Below are 13,175 nucleotides of genomic sequence, written 5' to 3' on the forward strand. Positions count from 1 at the left end.
ACACCCGGGCGCGCGGGCTGACTAGGCTGGTCGGACGTAGAGCGACACGCACGTCAGCAAGGAGCATCGCCGTGGCGGTACGAGCGGTCCGGGGCGCCGTCCAACTGGAACGGGACGAGGCCGGGCACATGGACGAGCAGGTCGGAGCCCTGCTCACGGAGATCCTGGAGCGCAACGACCTCTCCGCCGACGACCTGATCAGTGTCTGGTTCACAGCCACGCCCGATCTGCACAGCGACTTCCCGGCCGCGGCCGCCCGCAAGCTGGGCATCGTCGACGTGCCGCTGATCTGCGCCCAGGAACTGGACATCGAGGGCGCCATGCCCCGCGTCGTCCGCGTCCTCGCGCACATCGAGTCCGACCGGCCCCGGGCCGGCATCGCCCACGTCTACCTCGGCGCCGCGGCCGCCCTGCGCAAGGACATCGCCCAGTGAGGACCGCACTCGTCATCGGCACCGGCCTCATCGGCACCTCCGCCGCCCTGGTCCTGTCCCAGCGGGGCGTCACCGTGCACCTCGCCGACCCGGACCCCGAGCAGGCCCGTACGGCGGCCGCGCTCGGCGCCGGCACGGACGAGGCACCGGACGGGCCCGTCGACCTCGTGATCGTCGCCGCCCCGCCCGCACACGTGGCCGACGTCCTCGCCGACGCCCTGCGCCGCGGTGCGGGACGCGGCTACCTGGACGTCGCCAGCGTCAAGGGCGGGCCGCGCCGCGAGCTGGAGGCACGCGGCCTCGACCTGTCCGCGTACATCGGCTCGCACCCCATGTCGGGCCGCGAGAAGTCCGGCCCGCTGGCCGCGACCGGCGACCTCTTCGAAGGCCGTCCCTGGGTGCTCACCCCGACCCGGGACACCGACACCGAGGTGCTGAACCTCGCCCTGGAACTCGTCTCGCACTGCCGTGCCGTGCCGGTGGTGATGGACGCCGACGCCCACGACCGCGCCGTCGCCCTCGTCTCGCACATGCCCCACCTGGTCTCCAGCCTGGTCGCCGCGCGCCTGGAGCACGCCGAGGAGGCCGCCGTACGGCTGTGCGGGCAGGGCATCCGGGATGTGACGAGGATCGCCGCCTCCGACCCCCGGATGTGGATCGACATCCTCTCCGCGAACCCCGCGCCGGTCGCCGACCTGCTCACGGACGTCGCCGCGGACCTGGAGGAGGCCGTGCGGGCCCTGCGTGCCCTGCAGTCCTCCGACGACCACAAGCGCCGTGAGGGCGCCGGCGGGGTCGAGGACCTGCTGCGGCGCGGCAACGCCGGCCAGGTCCGCGTCCCCGGCAAGCACGGGTCCGCGCCGCGCGCCTACGAGGTCGTTGCCGTACTGATCGACGACCAGCCGGGGCAGCTGGCCCGGATCTTCGCCGACGCGGGCCTCGCCGGCGTCAACATCGAGGACGTACGCATCGAGCACGCGACGGGGCAGCAGGCCGGTCTGGTGCAGTTGATGGTGGAGCCGAAGGCCGCCCCGGTGCTGAGTGCCGCGCTGCGGGAACGGGGCTGGGCTCTGCGGCAGTAGGGCGGCGCGGTCGGTGGCCGGTTCCGGGGGCTGCCGCCCCCGGGCCCCCGCTTCGGCCTGAACGGCCTCGTCCTCAAGCGCCGGACGGGCTGGATGGGGATCGGGCGCGGTCGTCGGCCTTGGGCTGGGTGTGACCGGGCGCCGACGCTGGCCGTTGGGGTGGGTGTGGCCGGGCGCCGTCGTCGGCCGTGGGTCGGGTGTGGCGGGTGCCGTCGGCGGGCTCGCGCAGCCGCCCCGGACGCGCGGCCGGACGAGTGACCCGCACCCAGTAACCTTGTGCGGGGCACTCGCGCCCTCACCCCCGCCGAGCCCGGTTCAGGAAGGTCCCCACTGTGGAAAGCGCCACGCCAGTGATTGTCGCCATCGACGGCCCCGCCGGCACCGGCAAGTCGAGCACCTCGAAGGCCGTGGCGGCCCAGCTCGGGCTGAGCTACCTGGACACCGGCGCCCAGTACCGGGCCATCACCTGGTGGATGGTGAGCAACGGCATCGACATAGACGACCCGTCCGCCATCGCCGCCGTGGCGGGCAAGCCCGAGATCGTCTCCGGCACCGACCCGGAGGGGCCCGCCATCACGGTCGACGGGGTGGACGTGGCCGGCCCGATCCGCACCCAGGAGGTCTCCTCCAAGGTCAGCGCGGTCAGCGCGGTGCCCGAGGTGCGCGCCCGGATCACCGAGCTGCAGCGCTCGATCGCCGCCTCGGCGGAGAAGGGCATCGTCGTCGAGGGCCGGGACATCGGCACGACCGTGCTGCCCGACGCCGACCTCAAGATCTTCCTCACCGCCTCCCCGGAGGCGCGCGCCGCCCGCCGCAGCGGTGAGCTGAAGGGCTCCGACGTCCACTCCACCCGCGAGGCGCTCATCAAGCGCGACGCCGCCGACTCCAGCCGCAAGACCTCCCCGCTCGCCAAGGCGGACGACGCCGTCGAGGTGGACACCACCGAGCTCACGCTGGCCCAGGTCATCGAGTGCGTCGTCACCCTCGTCGAGGAGAAGCGGGCCGGAAAGTGACCGAGCTTCCTTCGGCGCGGGGTGCCGAGGTCGGGCGGCGCATCGGCGTCGGCCTGATGTACGGGCTGTGGAAGCCGCGCGTGCTCGGCGCCTGGCGGGTGCCCGCGAGCGGCCCGGTGATCCTCGCGGTCAACCACTCCCACAACATCGACGGCCCCATGGTCATGGGCGTGGCGCCCCGGCCGACGCACTTCCTGATCAAGAAGGAAGCCTTCATCGGCCCGCTGGATCCCTTCCTGCTCGGCATCGGGCAGGTCAAGGTCGACCGCGACACCACCGACCGCACGGCCATCACCCGGGCGCTGGGCGTCCTGGAAAGCGGCGGCGTGCTCGGCATCTTCCCGGAGGGCACCCGGGGCGAGGGCGACTTCGCCTCGCTGCGCGCCGGCCTGGCGTACTTCGCGGTGCGCAGCGGCGCCCCGATCGTGCCGGTGGCCGTGCTGGGAAGTTCCGAGCGGCGGGGACGGTTGATAAAGGGGCTGCCTCCTCTGCGGTCCCGCGTCGACGTCGTCTTCGGCGAGCCCTTCGAAGCGGGCGACGGCAGCGGCCGCCGGACGCGCAAAGCGCTGGACGAGGCGACCGGGCGCATCCAGAAGCAGCTGGCCGCCCACCTGGAAAACGCCAGGCACCTCACCAGGCGCTAGGCGACACTGAGTAGTGGATCAGCCCGGAACACCCCGGGTACTCCACCGACCACCACGAATGAACGACGAGGTACGGACTTCATGAACGACCACATCCAGCCCGACGGCTCGGACGCGTCCGAGGGCGCCGACGAGCACGACCACGGGGCGCTCGGCGACGCCGAGTTCGCGGAGTTCATGGAGCTCGCCGCGGAGGAGGGCTTCGACCTCGAGGACGTCGAGGGCGCCCTCGAGGAGGCGGGTCACGGCCCGCTGCCCGTGCTCGCCGTCGTCGGCCGCCCCAATGTCGGCAAGTCGACTCTGGTGAACCGCATCATCGGGCGCCGTGAGGCGGTCGTCGAGGACAAGCCCGGAGTCACCCGCGACCGCGTGACCTACGAGGCCGAGTGGGCCGGCCGCCGCTTCAAGGTCGTCGACACCGGCGGCTGGGAGCAGGACGTCCTCGGTATCGACGCCTCCGTGGCCGCCCAGGCCGAGTACGCCATCGAGGCCGCCGACGCGGTCGTCTTCGTCGTCGACGCCAAGGTCGGCGCCACCGACACCGACGAGGCCGTCGTCCGGCTGCTGCGCAAGGCCGGCAAGCCGGTCGTGCTCTGCGCCAACAAGGTGGACGGCCCGAGCGGCGAGGCCGACGCGTCCTACCTGTGGTCGCTGGGCCTGGGGGAGCCGCACCCGGTCTCCGCGCTGCACGGCCGGGGCACCGGCGACATGCTCGACCAGGTCCTGGAGGTGCTCCCCGACGCGCCGCGCCAGACCTTCGGCGCGGGTGGCATCGGCGGCCCGCGCCGCATCGCCCTGATCGGCCGCCCGAACGTCGGCAAGTCCTCCCTGCTGAACAAGGTGGCGGGCGAGGAGCGCGTCGTCGTCAACGAGCTGGCGGGCACCACCCGCGACCCGGTCGACGAGCTGATCGAACTCGGCGGCGTCACCTGGAAGTTCGTCGACACGGCGGGCATCCGCAAGCGCGTCCACCTCCAGCAGGGCGCCGACTACTACGCCTCGCTGCGCACCGCGGCCGCCGTCGAGAAGGCGGAGGTCGCGGTCATCCTGATCGACGGCTCCGAGTCCATCTCGGTGCAGGACCAGCGGATCGTCACCATGGCCGTCGAGGCGGGCCGCGCGATCGTCCTCGCGTACAACAAGTGGGACACCCTCGACGAGGAGCGCCGCTACTACCTGGAGCGGGAGATCGAGACCGAGCTCGGCCAGGTGGCGTGGGCGCCGCGGGTCAACGTCTCGGCGCGCACCGGCCGGCACATGGAGAAGCTGGTGCCGGCGATCGAGACCGCGCTGGCGGGCTGGGAGACCCGGGTCCCGACGGGACGGCTGAACGCCTTCCTCGGTGAGCTGGTCGCCGCCCACCCGCACCCGGTCCGGGGCGGCAAGCAGCCGCGCATCCTGTTCGGCACGCAGGCGGGCACCAAGCCGCCGCGGTTCGTCCTGTTCGCCTCGGGCTTCATCGAGGCGGGCTACCGGCGCTTCATCGAGCGCCGCCTGCGCGAGGAGTTCGGCTTCGACGGGACGCCGATCCACATCTCGGTGCGGGTGCGCGAGAAGCGCGGCAAGAAGAAGTAGCGCGAAACACCGGAAAGGGCGGCCCCGAACGGGGCCGCCCTTTCCGGTGTCCGGTGCTCGCTCAGACGTCGCCGCGCCGTCCCGGCGGCAGCGCGGCCGGGACGTAGTGCATCCCCGTGCCGTACGCGCCCGTGCCGTACGAGCCCGTGCCGTACGAGCCGACGGTCCCGACGCGCTGCCACTGCGGCTGCTGCCCGGCGGCATGTCGGGCGCTCTGGGCGCCCGCGCTGTAGGCACTGTACGAGCTGCCGTACGTCCCTCCGTACGTCCCTCCGTACGAGCCGGAACCGTGCGGGGTGTTCCCGAAGGCGGTGAAGCCCAGCTTTTCCTCGCCGCTGCGGTCGCCTGGCAGTGCGCGGAAGGACTTGACGTACTCGGCGTAGAGCGCGTCGTAGATCGGCGTGGCCGATGGGCCGCCCTGGGAGTCCTGAGCCGATCGCGCGGACGGGATCGGCGTGAAGGACTGGCGGCGGGGAACGTCGTATGCGTGCACGTATGTCCAAACGACCCCGCGGGTCAAGGGATGCGGCCCGGGTACGGCTTTCGCAGGTGGACGGCGTGGACGGGTGACGTGCGGCTCAGGTACCGGCCAGCGGCAGCGCCGAGGCGACCAGCTGTCCGTTCGCCGCCGCCTTGTCCAGCGCGTCCCGCAGCAGGTCCTCGCGCGGCTGGCGGCCGATCGAGCCGGCCGGCGCGGCGAACATCAGCACCTGCTGGTGCTTGTTGGCGGCCGCGCGCCACCCCTCGGTCACCTGGAGCGGCTGGTGCGCCTGCCACCAGGCGACCGGCTGGCCACCGCCCGCACCCGGCTGGAGCACCGCGTGCAGCTGACCCACGGCGAGCAGCACCGACCAGCCGTGCAGCACCGGTGGTACGGCGGACAGCTCGGTCAGCGGCATGAAGCCCTGCTCGATGAGCAGCGGCAGGAACTCGTCACCGCCGCCGGTCGAGCCGGGCCGGGCGATGGCCCCGGTCGGCTCGACCACCAGCGCCGGGTGCAGCTCCCCGCCGATCAGGACGAGCCCGCTGGTCACGCCGAGCACCGCCTGCTCGGGCACCACCTTGTCGGGCTCCAGGTCGACGGTGTCGCCGGTGATGGACTTCACGGCGCCCCGCAGCTGCTCCTCGGTGACCTGCACGACCTGCGAGGGCAGGCACCCGGCGTGGGCGAAGGCGAGGACGGCGGTCTCGTCGCCGATGAACAGGACGGTGCTGGTGCGCTCCTGCGCGGAGTCGCCCGGAGTGCGGCAGGACGTGCAGTCGTAACTGCCCGGGGCGGTCTCTCCGGCGAGCAGGCGGTCGGCTTCTTCGTCGCCGATCTCGGCGCGTACCTCGTCGCTGACGTCGAGCATGCGCGGCACGGGTGGCTCCCTCGGGGATGCGGTGCGTGGCAAAGCCGGGTGGCTCCCGGCCCGCGGTCCGGGTAGGTCCCGGCTCATGCAGAAGACAACGGGCGATCTGTGGCGGGAGTCACGCCCCAGGGCGAACGGAATCGAACCATCCAGCGCACGGAGTCACGCTTCGCGCGGAATCGCGCACTCACCGTCAACTCCCCGTACTGTAAGGGGCGTTGGGAGGGTGAAGTGGGTCACAGATCGCCAGGGGTGCTGGTCGACAAATCCGGAAATCCGCGAATGAAGTGGGTGTCCGGAAATTGCCGTTACCCGAGGTATCGGTGAACTGGCCTGCCCGGACGGGCGACTGGTTGATGCCGGCCGCCCACCTCCTTAGATTCCTCCGCCGTGTGCAACGAGCACCGCTCGGGTACGTCCACCGGCCGCCGGGTTCCCAAGGAACCGGGCACGGCACCGCTCCGGTGGACGGGGCGAGCGCGACCCTCGCGTCCCATGGCGCGGGAGCCGTGCTCCGCCTTGGGGGATCCCGGGTGTTTCGAAAGGGACCTACATGTCCGAATGTGCCGATACCACTCGCTCCACCGCCCGGAAGCACCAGGTTCGTACGACGGCGGTCCTCGCCGGGGCGGCACTGCTCGCGCCCCTCGGACTGCTGGCCGCGACCGGGAACGCCGCGGCGGCCGACAGCGGAGTGTGGGACCGCATCGCCCAGTGCGAGAGCGGCGGCGACTGGCACATCAACACCGGCAACGGCTACTACGGCGGACTCCAGTTCGCCCCCTCCACCTGGAACGCCTACGGCGGCACGGCCTACGCGCCGACCGCCGACCGGGCGAGCAGGTCCCAGCAGATCGCCGTCGCCACCAAGGTCCAGCGCGCCCAGGGATGGGGCGCCTGGCCCGTCTGCTCGGCACGCGCCGGGGCGAGCGGCGGCGCACCCGCCGCCGACCCGGTCACCTCCACCGGGCCTTCGGTGGCGAAGCCGTCGAAGGCCCCCGCGCGGGCCACGGAACACGCGGACCGCGGCTCCTCCCGCGGTGACTACACCGTCCGCCGCGGCGACACACTGAGCGGCGTCGCCGCCCGGCACGGCACCACCTGGCAGCGCCTCTACGCCGCCAACAGGGCCGCCATCGGGACGGACCCCGACGTGATCGTGCCCGGCCTGCGCCTCAGGTTCTGAGCCGCCGCTGCCCCTCGCCGGGACCAGGGCCCCGTCCGGTCGGCCGACCGGACGGGGCCCTGCCGCCCCGGATCAGTTCCCGAGCTCACCCGCCTCCCCGGCGAACACGACCGCCCCGCGGCGCAGTTCGTAGACGACGGCGGGCCGCTCCCGCAGGGCGGGTGGCAGCCGCTGCTCGGCGATCACCACGCAGGCGTCGAGGGCGCCCAGCAGCTCGTACGTCCGGGCCGCGACCGAGGGCGACATGCCCTGGGCGGGCTCGTCGACGAGCACCACGCGCGCGCGTGCGAGCAGTGCCCGGGAGAGGGCGAGCATGCGCTGCTCCCCGCCGGACAGGGTGCCCGCGCGCCGCTCCAGCAGGGGACGCAGCTGCGGGTAGGCGTCGAGGGCCACGGTGTGGTCGCGCGCGGTGAGTCCGAGGTTCTCGCGCACGGTGAGCGAGCCGAACACGGCCTGCCGATCCGGCACCAGGCACATCCCGCGCCGGGCGCGTTCGTAGGCCGGGACGCGGGTCACGTCCGTGCCGTCCCACACCACCGCGCCGCCCGACAGGGGCAGTGTGCCGGCCAGGGCGTTCAGGGCGGTGGTGCGGCCGGAGCCGTTGCGGCCCAGCAGCACGGTGAGCCCCGGGCCGGGAGCGACGAGGGTGATGCCGTGCAGCGCCTCCAGGGGGCCGTAGCGCACGCGTGCGTGGCGCAGGGAGAGCGTCGTCATCGTCCGGCCCCTCGTTCCAGGGCGTCCAGGACGTGTCCGGGCGGACCGGAGGCGATGATGCGGCCCGCGGTCATCACCTGCACGACGTCCGCGAGACCGGCCACCAGGTCCAGGTCGTGCTCGACGACGAGGAGAGCCGTGCCGTCGGCGGCCAGGGCCTTCAGTACCCGGGTCAGTGCGGCCACTTCGGCGGTGTCCAGACCTGCGGCGGGCTCGTCCAGGAGGAGGATGCGCGGGCTGCCCGCGAGGACCCGGGCCAGCTCGACGCGGCGCAGCGTCCCGGTGGGCAGTGCGGCGGCGGGCCGTGCGCGTACGGGCCCGTCGAGCCCCAGCAGCCTGAGGGCGCGTTCGACCGCGCCCGGGTCGGCCACCCGGCCCTGCTCGGCCCCCACCCGGACGTTCTCGGCCACGGTCAACGAGGGGAAGACGGCCAGTTGCTGGAAGGTCCGCGCGACACCGAGCCGGGTGCGGGCGTGGGCGGGCAGCGCGGTGATGTCCCGCCCGCCGAGCCGCACGGTCCCGCGCCCGGGCCGCAGTGTCCCGGCCAGACAGTGGAACAGGGTGCTCTTCCCGGCCCCGTTGGGCCCCACGACCGCGGTGATCCGGCCGGGGGAGAGGCCCAGGTCCACCCCGTCGAGGGCGGTGAGGCCGCCGTAGCGGACGTGGAGGTCCCGGGCGGTGAGGAGGGGCGCGGCGGCGGGGGCCGCGGCCATCGGGCGGCGTTCCGGACGGCCCTCGCCGTCGCGGCGTTCGCGTCGGCCGACAGGTCCCGTCCCTCCCGCCCCCTTCGCCCTCCGCACCACGCCCGTCGCCCCCATCGGCACCGGTGCCCTCCGCGCCGCCCGCGGCTCCGCCGGGTGCAGCAGCGCGCGGGTCCGCAGGCCCACCTCCGTCAGCGCCGGGGTGGGGCGCGGCCGCAGGCGGTCCGCCGTCGCGCGCAGAGCCTCGTACGGGCCGCCCGGGAAGCGGCCCACCAGGATCGCCAGGACGCCGACCAGGGCCGCCGCGACCCCGCCGCGCGTGCCCGCGTCCAGCCCCACCAGGAGGGCCGCGGCGGCGAGGGCGCCGAGCGTGCTGTCGGCGCCCAGCACCACCACCGCCGCGAACCACAGCAGACCCCGCACCGGGTCGTAGGCACCCGCGTCGAAGGCACGCAGCCCCATGCCGAGCATGGCGCCGCCCAGCGCGGCCAGCGCGGCACCCGCGACGAACGCCAGCAGCTTCAGGGACGGCACCCGGACGCCCGCCGCCTGCGCGCCCCGCTCGTGATCCCGCATGGCGGCGAGGGCCCGGCCCGTCCGCCCCCGGCGCAGCGCGTGCGTCGCCAGCAGCGCGACCGCCAGCAGGAGCAGCTCCAGGACGTAGTACGCCCGGTCCCCGTCGAAGCCCGCCGGGCGGCCGAGCGTGAGGCCCGCCGTGGCGTAGGGCTGGGCGAAGACGAAACGGCTCACCCCCACACCGACCGCGAACGTCGCCAGCGCCAGGGCCAGGCCGCGGCGGCCGATCGCCGGCCAGCCCGTCAGCAGGCCGAGCGGTGCCACCAGCACGACGGCCGCCGCGAGGGCCGCCAGTTCCGGCAGGCGGGGCAGGCCCGGGAAGCGGCCTGCCGCCAGCAGCGCCGTGAACAGGGCGCCCAGACCCGCGTACGCGGCCTGTCCCAGGGAGATCTGGCCGCCGCGTCCGGTGACCACCACCAGGGACAGCAGGACCACGGCCAGCGCCGGCACCTGGACCGAGGTGTGCAGGTCCCGGCCCGCGAGACCCAGCGGCAGCAGGAACAGCACCAGCACCACGATCCAGACGCCCGGCGGGGTCGCCGCGCGCGCCGTGGCCGTGCGCGGCAGCGCGTCCCGCTCCCCGACGCCCGGCGGGACCAGCGCCGCGACCAGCAGCGCGACGACGAACAGGTTCGTGCCGACCGCCTGGAGCAGCGGTTCGGCCCAGCCCGATGGATGCAGCCGCGTCAGCTGGCTCTGCGCCACTCCGATGCCCAGCGCCACCACCACCGCGACCGGCAGGCTCCGCATCCGCGCGGCCACCGCGACCGCCACGACCTCCATCACGAGCAGCGAGAGGCCGTACGGGTCGAGCCGTACGTACGGTGCCAGCAGCACACCCGTCAGCCCTGCCGTGAACGCACCGAACGCCCAGCCGGCGGCCGCGACCCGGTCCGCGTCGACACCGCCCAGCACGGCGAGCCGGCGGTCGTCCACCACGGCCCGCAGTTCCCGCCCGAACCGTGTGCGGCGGACCACCGCCGTGACCCCCGCGGCCAGCACCAGCACCACCGCCAGCTGCCCCCACGGCTCGTCCGGCACCAGCACCGGCGCGTCGTCCCGGGCCCCCTGCCCCCACACCAGCGCCGCCCCGCCCACCAGCAGCACGAACACCCCGATGGACGCCACCAGCGTCTGCGCCGGATCACCGCCCAGGACCGCCAGGGGCCGGAAGACGAACCGTTCCAGGACCACGCCCAGGCCGGGGGCCAGCACCAGCAGCGTCACCGTCGCCCCGAGCCACAGCGGCCAGCCCCACTCGACCACGCACTGCCGCAGCGCGTACGCGCACACCATGGCGATCGCGCCGTGTGCGAAGTTGAGCACGCCCGTCGCGCGATACGTCACGATCAGGCCGATCCCGGTGAGCGCCGCCGCGCTGCCGACCGAGAGCCCGGCGAGCGTGAGGTCGTACGTCAGGGAGGACATCAGTCGGTTTCTTCGGCCGGCTCGCAGATCGGGCAGGCGTCCAGCTCGCCGCTCGCCACCAGCTTGGAGTCCACCGGGACCGCCTCCGCCTTGCCGGCGACCAGCGGGCAGTCCGCGCGGTGCCAAAGCGTGCCGCCCGGCACCATCAGCAGGTCGCCGCTGACCGCGAGGGGCGCGAGCACCGCCCGGCCGGTCTCCTCCGTCCCGGCCGGCCCGGCCGCCACCAGCAGGCCGTACAGCTCCTCCACGCGCGCGGCGGCGACCGAACCCCTGCCCTGGGCCAGCAGCACCGCCCCGGCGATGATCAGCGCCGCCCCGGGGATCGTGCAGGAGGCCAGGTAGGGCAGCTGCCGTTCGGCGTAACGCTCGCCGGAGACGCCGTACCAGCCCACGGCGCACAGCACCGCGCCGGCGGCCAGGGCGGCCCAGCCCGCCCACAGGACGGGATGCACGGTCCGCAGTCGGCTGGTCCGCATCGCTGGCTCCCACACGTCGGATTCGGCGGTGCGTGCGTCGGGCTGCCTGTTCAAGTCCGCCGATCGCTTGCACTATGCCCTGTGGAAGCTGACCCTGAAAGCACCGGGCGCACATGGCCCGGACCGACACCCGGTGGTGAGCCAGATGGTTCTCGGCAGCGACCTCAGGCGGGGGAACGCGACGGGGGGCCCACGCACCGCGGGACGGGGTACGGCGATCGCGGCCGCCCTGGTCCTGGCCCTCGCACCGGCCCTCGTGGCATGCAGCGACGACAGTGGCGGCGGCAGCGAGAGCACCCCGCCCACACCGACCGCGGAGCGCACCACGAGCGCGCCGGCCAGCGCCCCGGCGGACCGGGCCGCGGCGGAGGCGGAGATCAGGCAGAACTGGGAGAAGTTCTTCGATCCGCAGACCTCGACCGAGGAGAAGCAGGCCATCCTGCAGAACGGCGACCGGATGGGGCCGGTCCTCCAGGCCTTCAGCGGTGACCAGCGCGGCGGACAGGTCCAGGCGAAGGTCACCAAGGTCGAGTTCACCTCGGCGACCGAGGCGGACGTGACGTACACGCTCACCCTGAAGGGCGCCACCGCTCTGCCGAACGCCTCCGGGACAGCCGTCGAGGAGGAGGGCACCTGGAAGGTGTCCGTCAAGGCGCTGTGCTCGCTGGTGCAGATGAGCGGCAATGCGTCGCCGGTCCCGGGTTGCTGAGATCCTCGCCGCTGTGCTGCTGCTCTCCCTGAGCGCGGCCTGCGGCAGCCGGCTCCCGGAGAGCGACTTCGAGCACGACGACCGCACCCCCGCACCCCGCGACGCCGCGCCCCTGCGGGTCGGCATCATCGCCAGCGCCACCAGCCCGGTCGGCGGCAGCGCCTTCACCGGACCGCGCGACGGCGCCCGGGCCTTCTTCGACCGGCTGAACGCGCGCGGGGGCATCGACGGGCGCCGGGTCGAGGTGCGCACCTGCGACGACGGCGGCAGCGGTGTCGGCAACAACGAGTGCGTGCACAAGCTGGTCGAGGAGGACGAGGTCGTCGCCCTGGTCGCCACGACCGCCCTCGATTACGCGGGCGCCTCCCGCGTCTCGCGCGCGGGCGTCCCCGACATCGGCGGCCAGCCCATCGGCACCGCCTACGACACCTACCCGCACCTCTACGGCATCTACGGCAGCCTCGCGCCCCGCGACGGCACCCCCGGCTGGGACGGCACGCTGTACGGCGGCACCGAGGTCTACCGCTACTTCGAACGCGAGCACGGCGCCCGCACCGCCGCCGTCGTCTCCTACAACCAGTCCGCCTCGGCCGCCTACGCGCGGCTCGTCGAACGCGGCCTGCGCGCCGAGGGGTACAAGGTCGTCACCGAGCAGGTCGACTTCGCCCTGCCCAACTTCCGCGCCGTCGCCGCCGATCTGAAGGAGCAGGGCGCCGACCTGGTGTTCGACGCCATCGACGGGCACGGCAACGCCCGGCTCTGCCAGGCCATGGACGAGGCGGGCGCCCACGTCACCGCCAAGGTGACCAACGTGCAGAACTGGACGTCCACCGTCGCCGACGACTACAAGGACGCCCCGCGCTGCCGCAACGCCCTGTGGGCGACCGGCGCCAGCCGCAACTTCGAGGACACCGGCAACCCGGCCGTACGGGAGTTCCGCGAGGCGACGAAGGGCCTGAAGACGCACGCCCAGTGGCAGCTAGAGGGGTGGGCGGCGGCACGGTGGTTCACGGACGCGGCGATGTCCTGCGCGGCCACGGGCATCACGCGCGCGTGCGTCGACTCCTTCATGGACCGCAGCCAGGGCTACACCGCCGGAGGGCTGCTGCTCCCCGTCCGCTTCGACCGCCTGCCCGAGCCGCCGAAGACCAGCCGGACCTGCCTGTCGGTGGCCCGCTGGCAGGACGGCAGGGGCTGGGTGGGCCAGGGGGACATGAACCGCACCTGCTTCACCGTCCCGCAACTGGCCTACGAGCCTTGAGGACAGCGGCTGTCCGCAAGGGCT

Annotated in this window: 13 protein-coding genes; 8 read left to right on the forward strand and 5 right to left on the reverse strand. The window is 73.9% G+C overall.

Annotation, left to right across the window (positions count from 1 at the left end):
* The first annotated feature begins 71 nt into the window (after positions 1 to 71).
* From aroH to der, 5 genes are all read left to right on the forward strand, one after another.
* A complete protein-coding gene (gene aroH, locus ABTX60_RS37990; RefSeq protein ID WP_352101491.1) occupies positions 72 to 434 on the forward strand; it encodes a chorismate mutase in 363 nt (120 codons plus the stop codon).
* Positions 431 to 1,516 (forward strand): prephenate dehydrogenase, encoded by a 1,086-nt coding sequence (locus ABTX60_RS37995; RefSeq protein WP_352101492.1) that lies wholly within the window; start codon positions 431 to 433, stop codon positions 1,514 to 1,516. The genes aroH and ABTX60_RS37995 overlap by 4 nt, the downstream gene beginning before the upstream one ends.
* Before the next feature lie 350 nt (positions 1,517 to 1,866).
* Positions 1,867 to 2,529 (forward strand): (d)CMP kinase, encoded by a 663-nt coding sequence (gene cmk / locus ABTX60_RS38000; RefSeq protein WP_425576586.1) that lies wholly within the window; start codon positions 1,867 to 1,869, stop codon positions 2,527 to 2,529.
* Positions 2,526 to 3,173 (forward strand): lysophospholipid acyltransferase family protein, encoded by a 648-nt coding sequence (locus ABTX60_RS38005; protein WP_352101493.1) that lies wholly within the window; start codon positions 2,526 to 2,528, stop codon positions 3,171 to 3,173. The genes cmk and ABTX60_RS38005 overlap by 4 nt, the downstream gene beginning before the upstream one ends.
* Before the next feature lie 81 nt (positions 3,174 to 3,254).
* Positions 3,255 to 4,748 (forward strand): ribosome biogenesis GTPase Der, encoded by a 1,494-nt coding sequence (der, locus tag ABTX60_RS38010; RefSeq protein WP_352101494.1) that lies wholly within the window; start codon positions 3,255 to 3,257, stop codon positions 4,746 to 4,748.
* 61 nt (positions 4,749 to 4,809) lie between these two features.
* Here der and ABTX60_RS38015 read toward each other — a convergent pair whose 3' ends face one another.
* Both ABTX60_RS38015 and ABTX60_RS38020 read right to left on the reverse strand, forming a co-directional pair.
* Positions 4,810 to 5,241, reverse strand: a complete 432-nt coding sequence (locus ABTX60_RS38015; RefSeq protein ID WP_352101495.1) for a hypothetical protein — start codon at positions 5,239 to 5,241, stop codon at positions 4,810 to 4,812.
* A gap of 85 nt (positions 5,242 to 5,326) precedes the next feature.
* The gene (locus ABTX60_RS38020) at positions 5,327 to 6,109 is read right to left on the reverse strand and encodes a DUF8842 C-terminal domain-containing protein (protein ID WP_352101496.1); all 783 of its coding nucleotides are present in this window, start codon (positions 6,107 to 6,109) and stop codon (positions 5,327 to 5,329) included.
* A 544-nt stretch (positions 6,110 to 6,653) separates the two neighbouring features.
* Between ABTX60_RS38020 and ABTX60_RS38025 the strand changes: the two genes are divergently transcribed.
* Positions 6,654 to 7,286: a LysM peptidoglycan-binding domain-containing protein gene (locus tag ABTX60_RS38025; protein WP_352101497.1), complete on the forward strand. Its 633-nt coding sequence runs from the start codon at positions 6,654 to 6,656 to the stop codon at positions 7,284 to 7,286.
* Positions 7,287 to 7,358: 72 nt separating this feature from the next.
* Here ABTX60_RS38025 and ABTX60_RS38030 read toward each other — a convergent pair whose 3' ends face one another.
* The 3 genes from ABTX60_RS38030 to ABTX60_RS38040 are packed head-to-tail and all read right to left on the reverse strand — an operon-like array spanning position 7,359 to position 11,181.
* Positions 7,359 to 8,000 (reverse strand): ATP-binding cassette domain-containing protein, encoded by a 642-nt coding sequence (locus ABTX60_RS38030; protein ID WP_352101498.1) that lies wholly within the window; start codon positions 7,998 to 8,000, stop codon positions 7,359 to 7,361.
* Positions 7,997 to 10,705 carry an ABC transporter permease subunit gene (locus tag ABTX60_RS38035; RefSeq protein WP_352101499.1) on the reverse strand — a complete coding sequence of 903 codons (2,709 nt, stop codon included), beginning with the start codon at positions 10,703 to 10,705 and terminating at the stop codon, positions 7,997 to 7,999. Before ABTX60_RS38035 ends, ABTX60_RS38030 begins: the two co-directional genes overlap by 4 nt.
* Entirely contained in the window at positions 10,705 to 11,181 is a 477-nt protein-coding gene (locus ABTX60_RS38040) for a hypothetical protein (protein WP_352101500.1), read from the reverse strand. Before ABTX60_RS38040 ends, ABTX60_RS38035 begins: the two co-directional genes overlap by 1 nt.
* Before the next feature lie 145 nt (positions 11,182 to 11,326).
* Between ABTX60_RS38040 and ABTX60_RS38045 the strand changes: the two genes are divergently transcribed.
* Positions 11,327 to 11,890: an MTB12 C-terminal domain-containing protein gene (locus ABTX60_RS38045; protein ID WP_352101501.1), complete on the forward strand. Its 564-nt coding sequence runs from the start codon at positions 11,327 to 11,329 to the stop codon at positions 11,888 to 11,890.
* Entirely contained in the window at positions 11,865 to 13,151 is a 1,287-nt protein-coding gene (locus ABTX60_RS38050; RefSeq protein WP_352101502.1) for an ABC transporter substrate-binding protein, read from the forward strand. Before ABTX60_RS38045 ends, ABTX60_RS38050 begins: the two co-directional genes overlap by 26 nt.
* Positions 13,152 to 13,175 lie beyond the last annotated feature (24 nt).

Source organism: Streptomyces sp. NPDC126510, assembly GCF_040302345.1.
Taxonomy (GTDB): domain Bacteria; phylum Actinomycetota; class Actinomycetes; order Streptomycetales; family Streptomycetaceae; genus Streptomyces.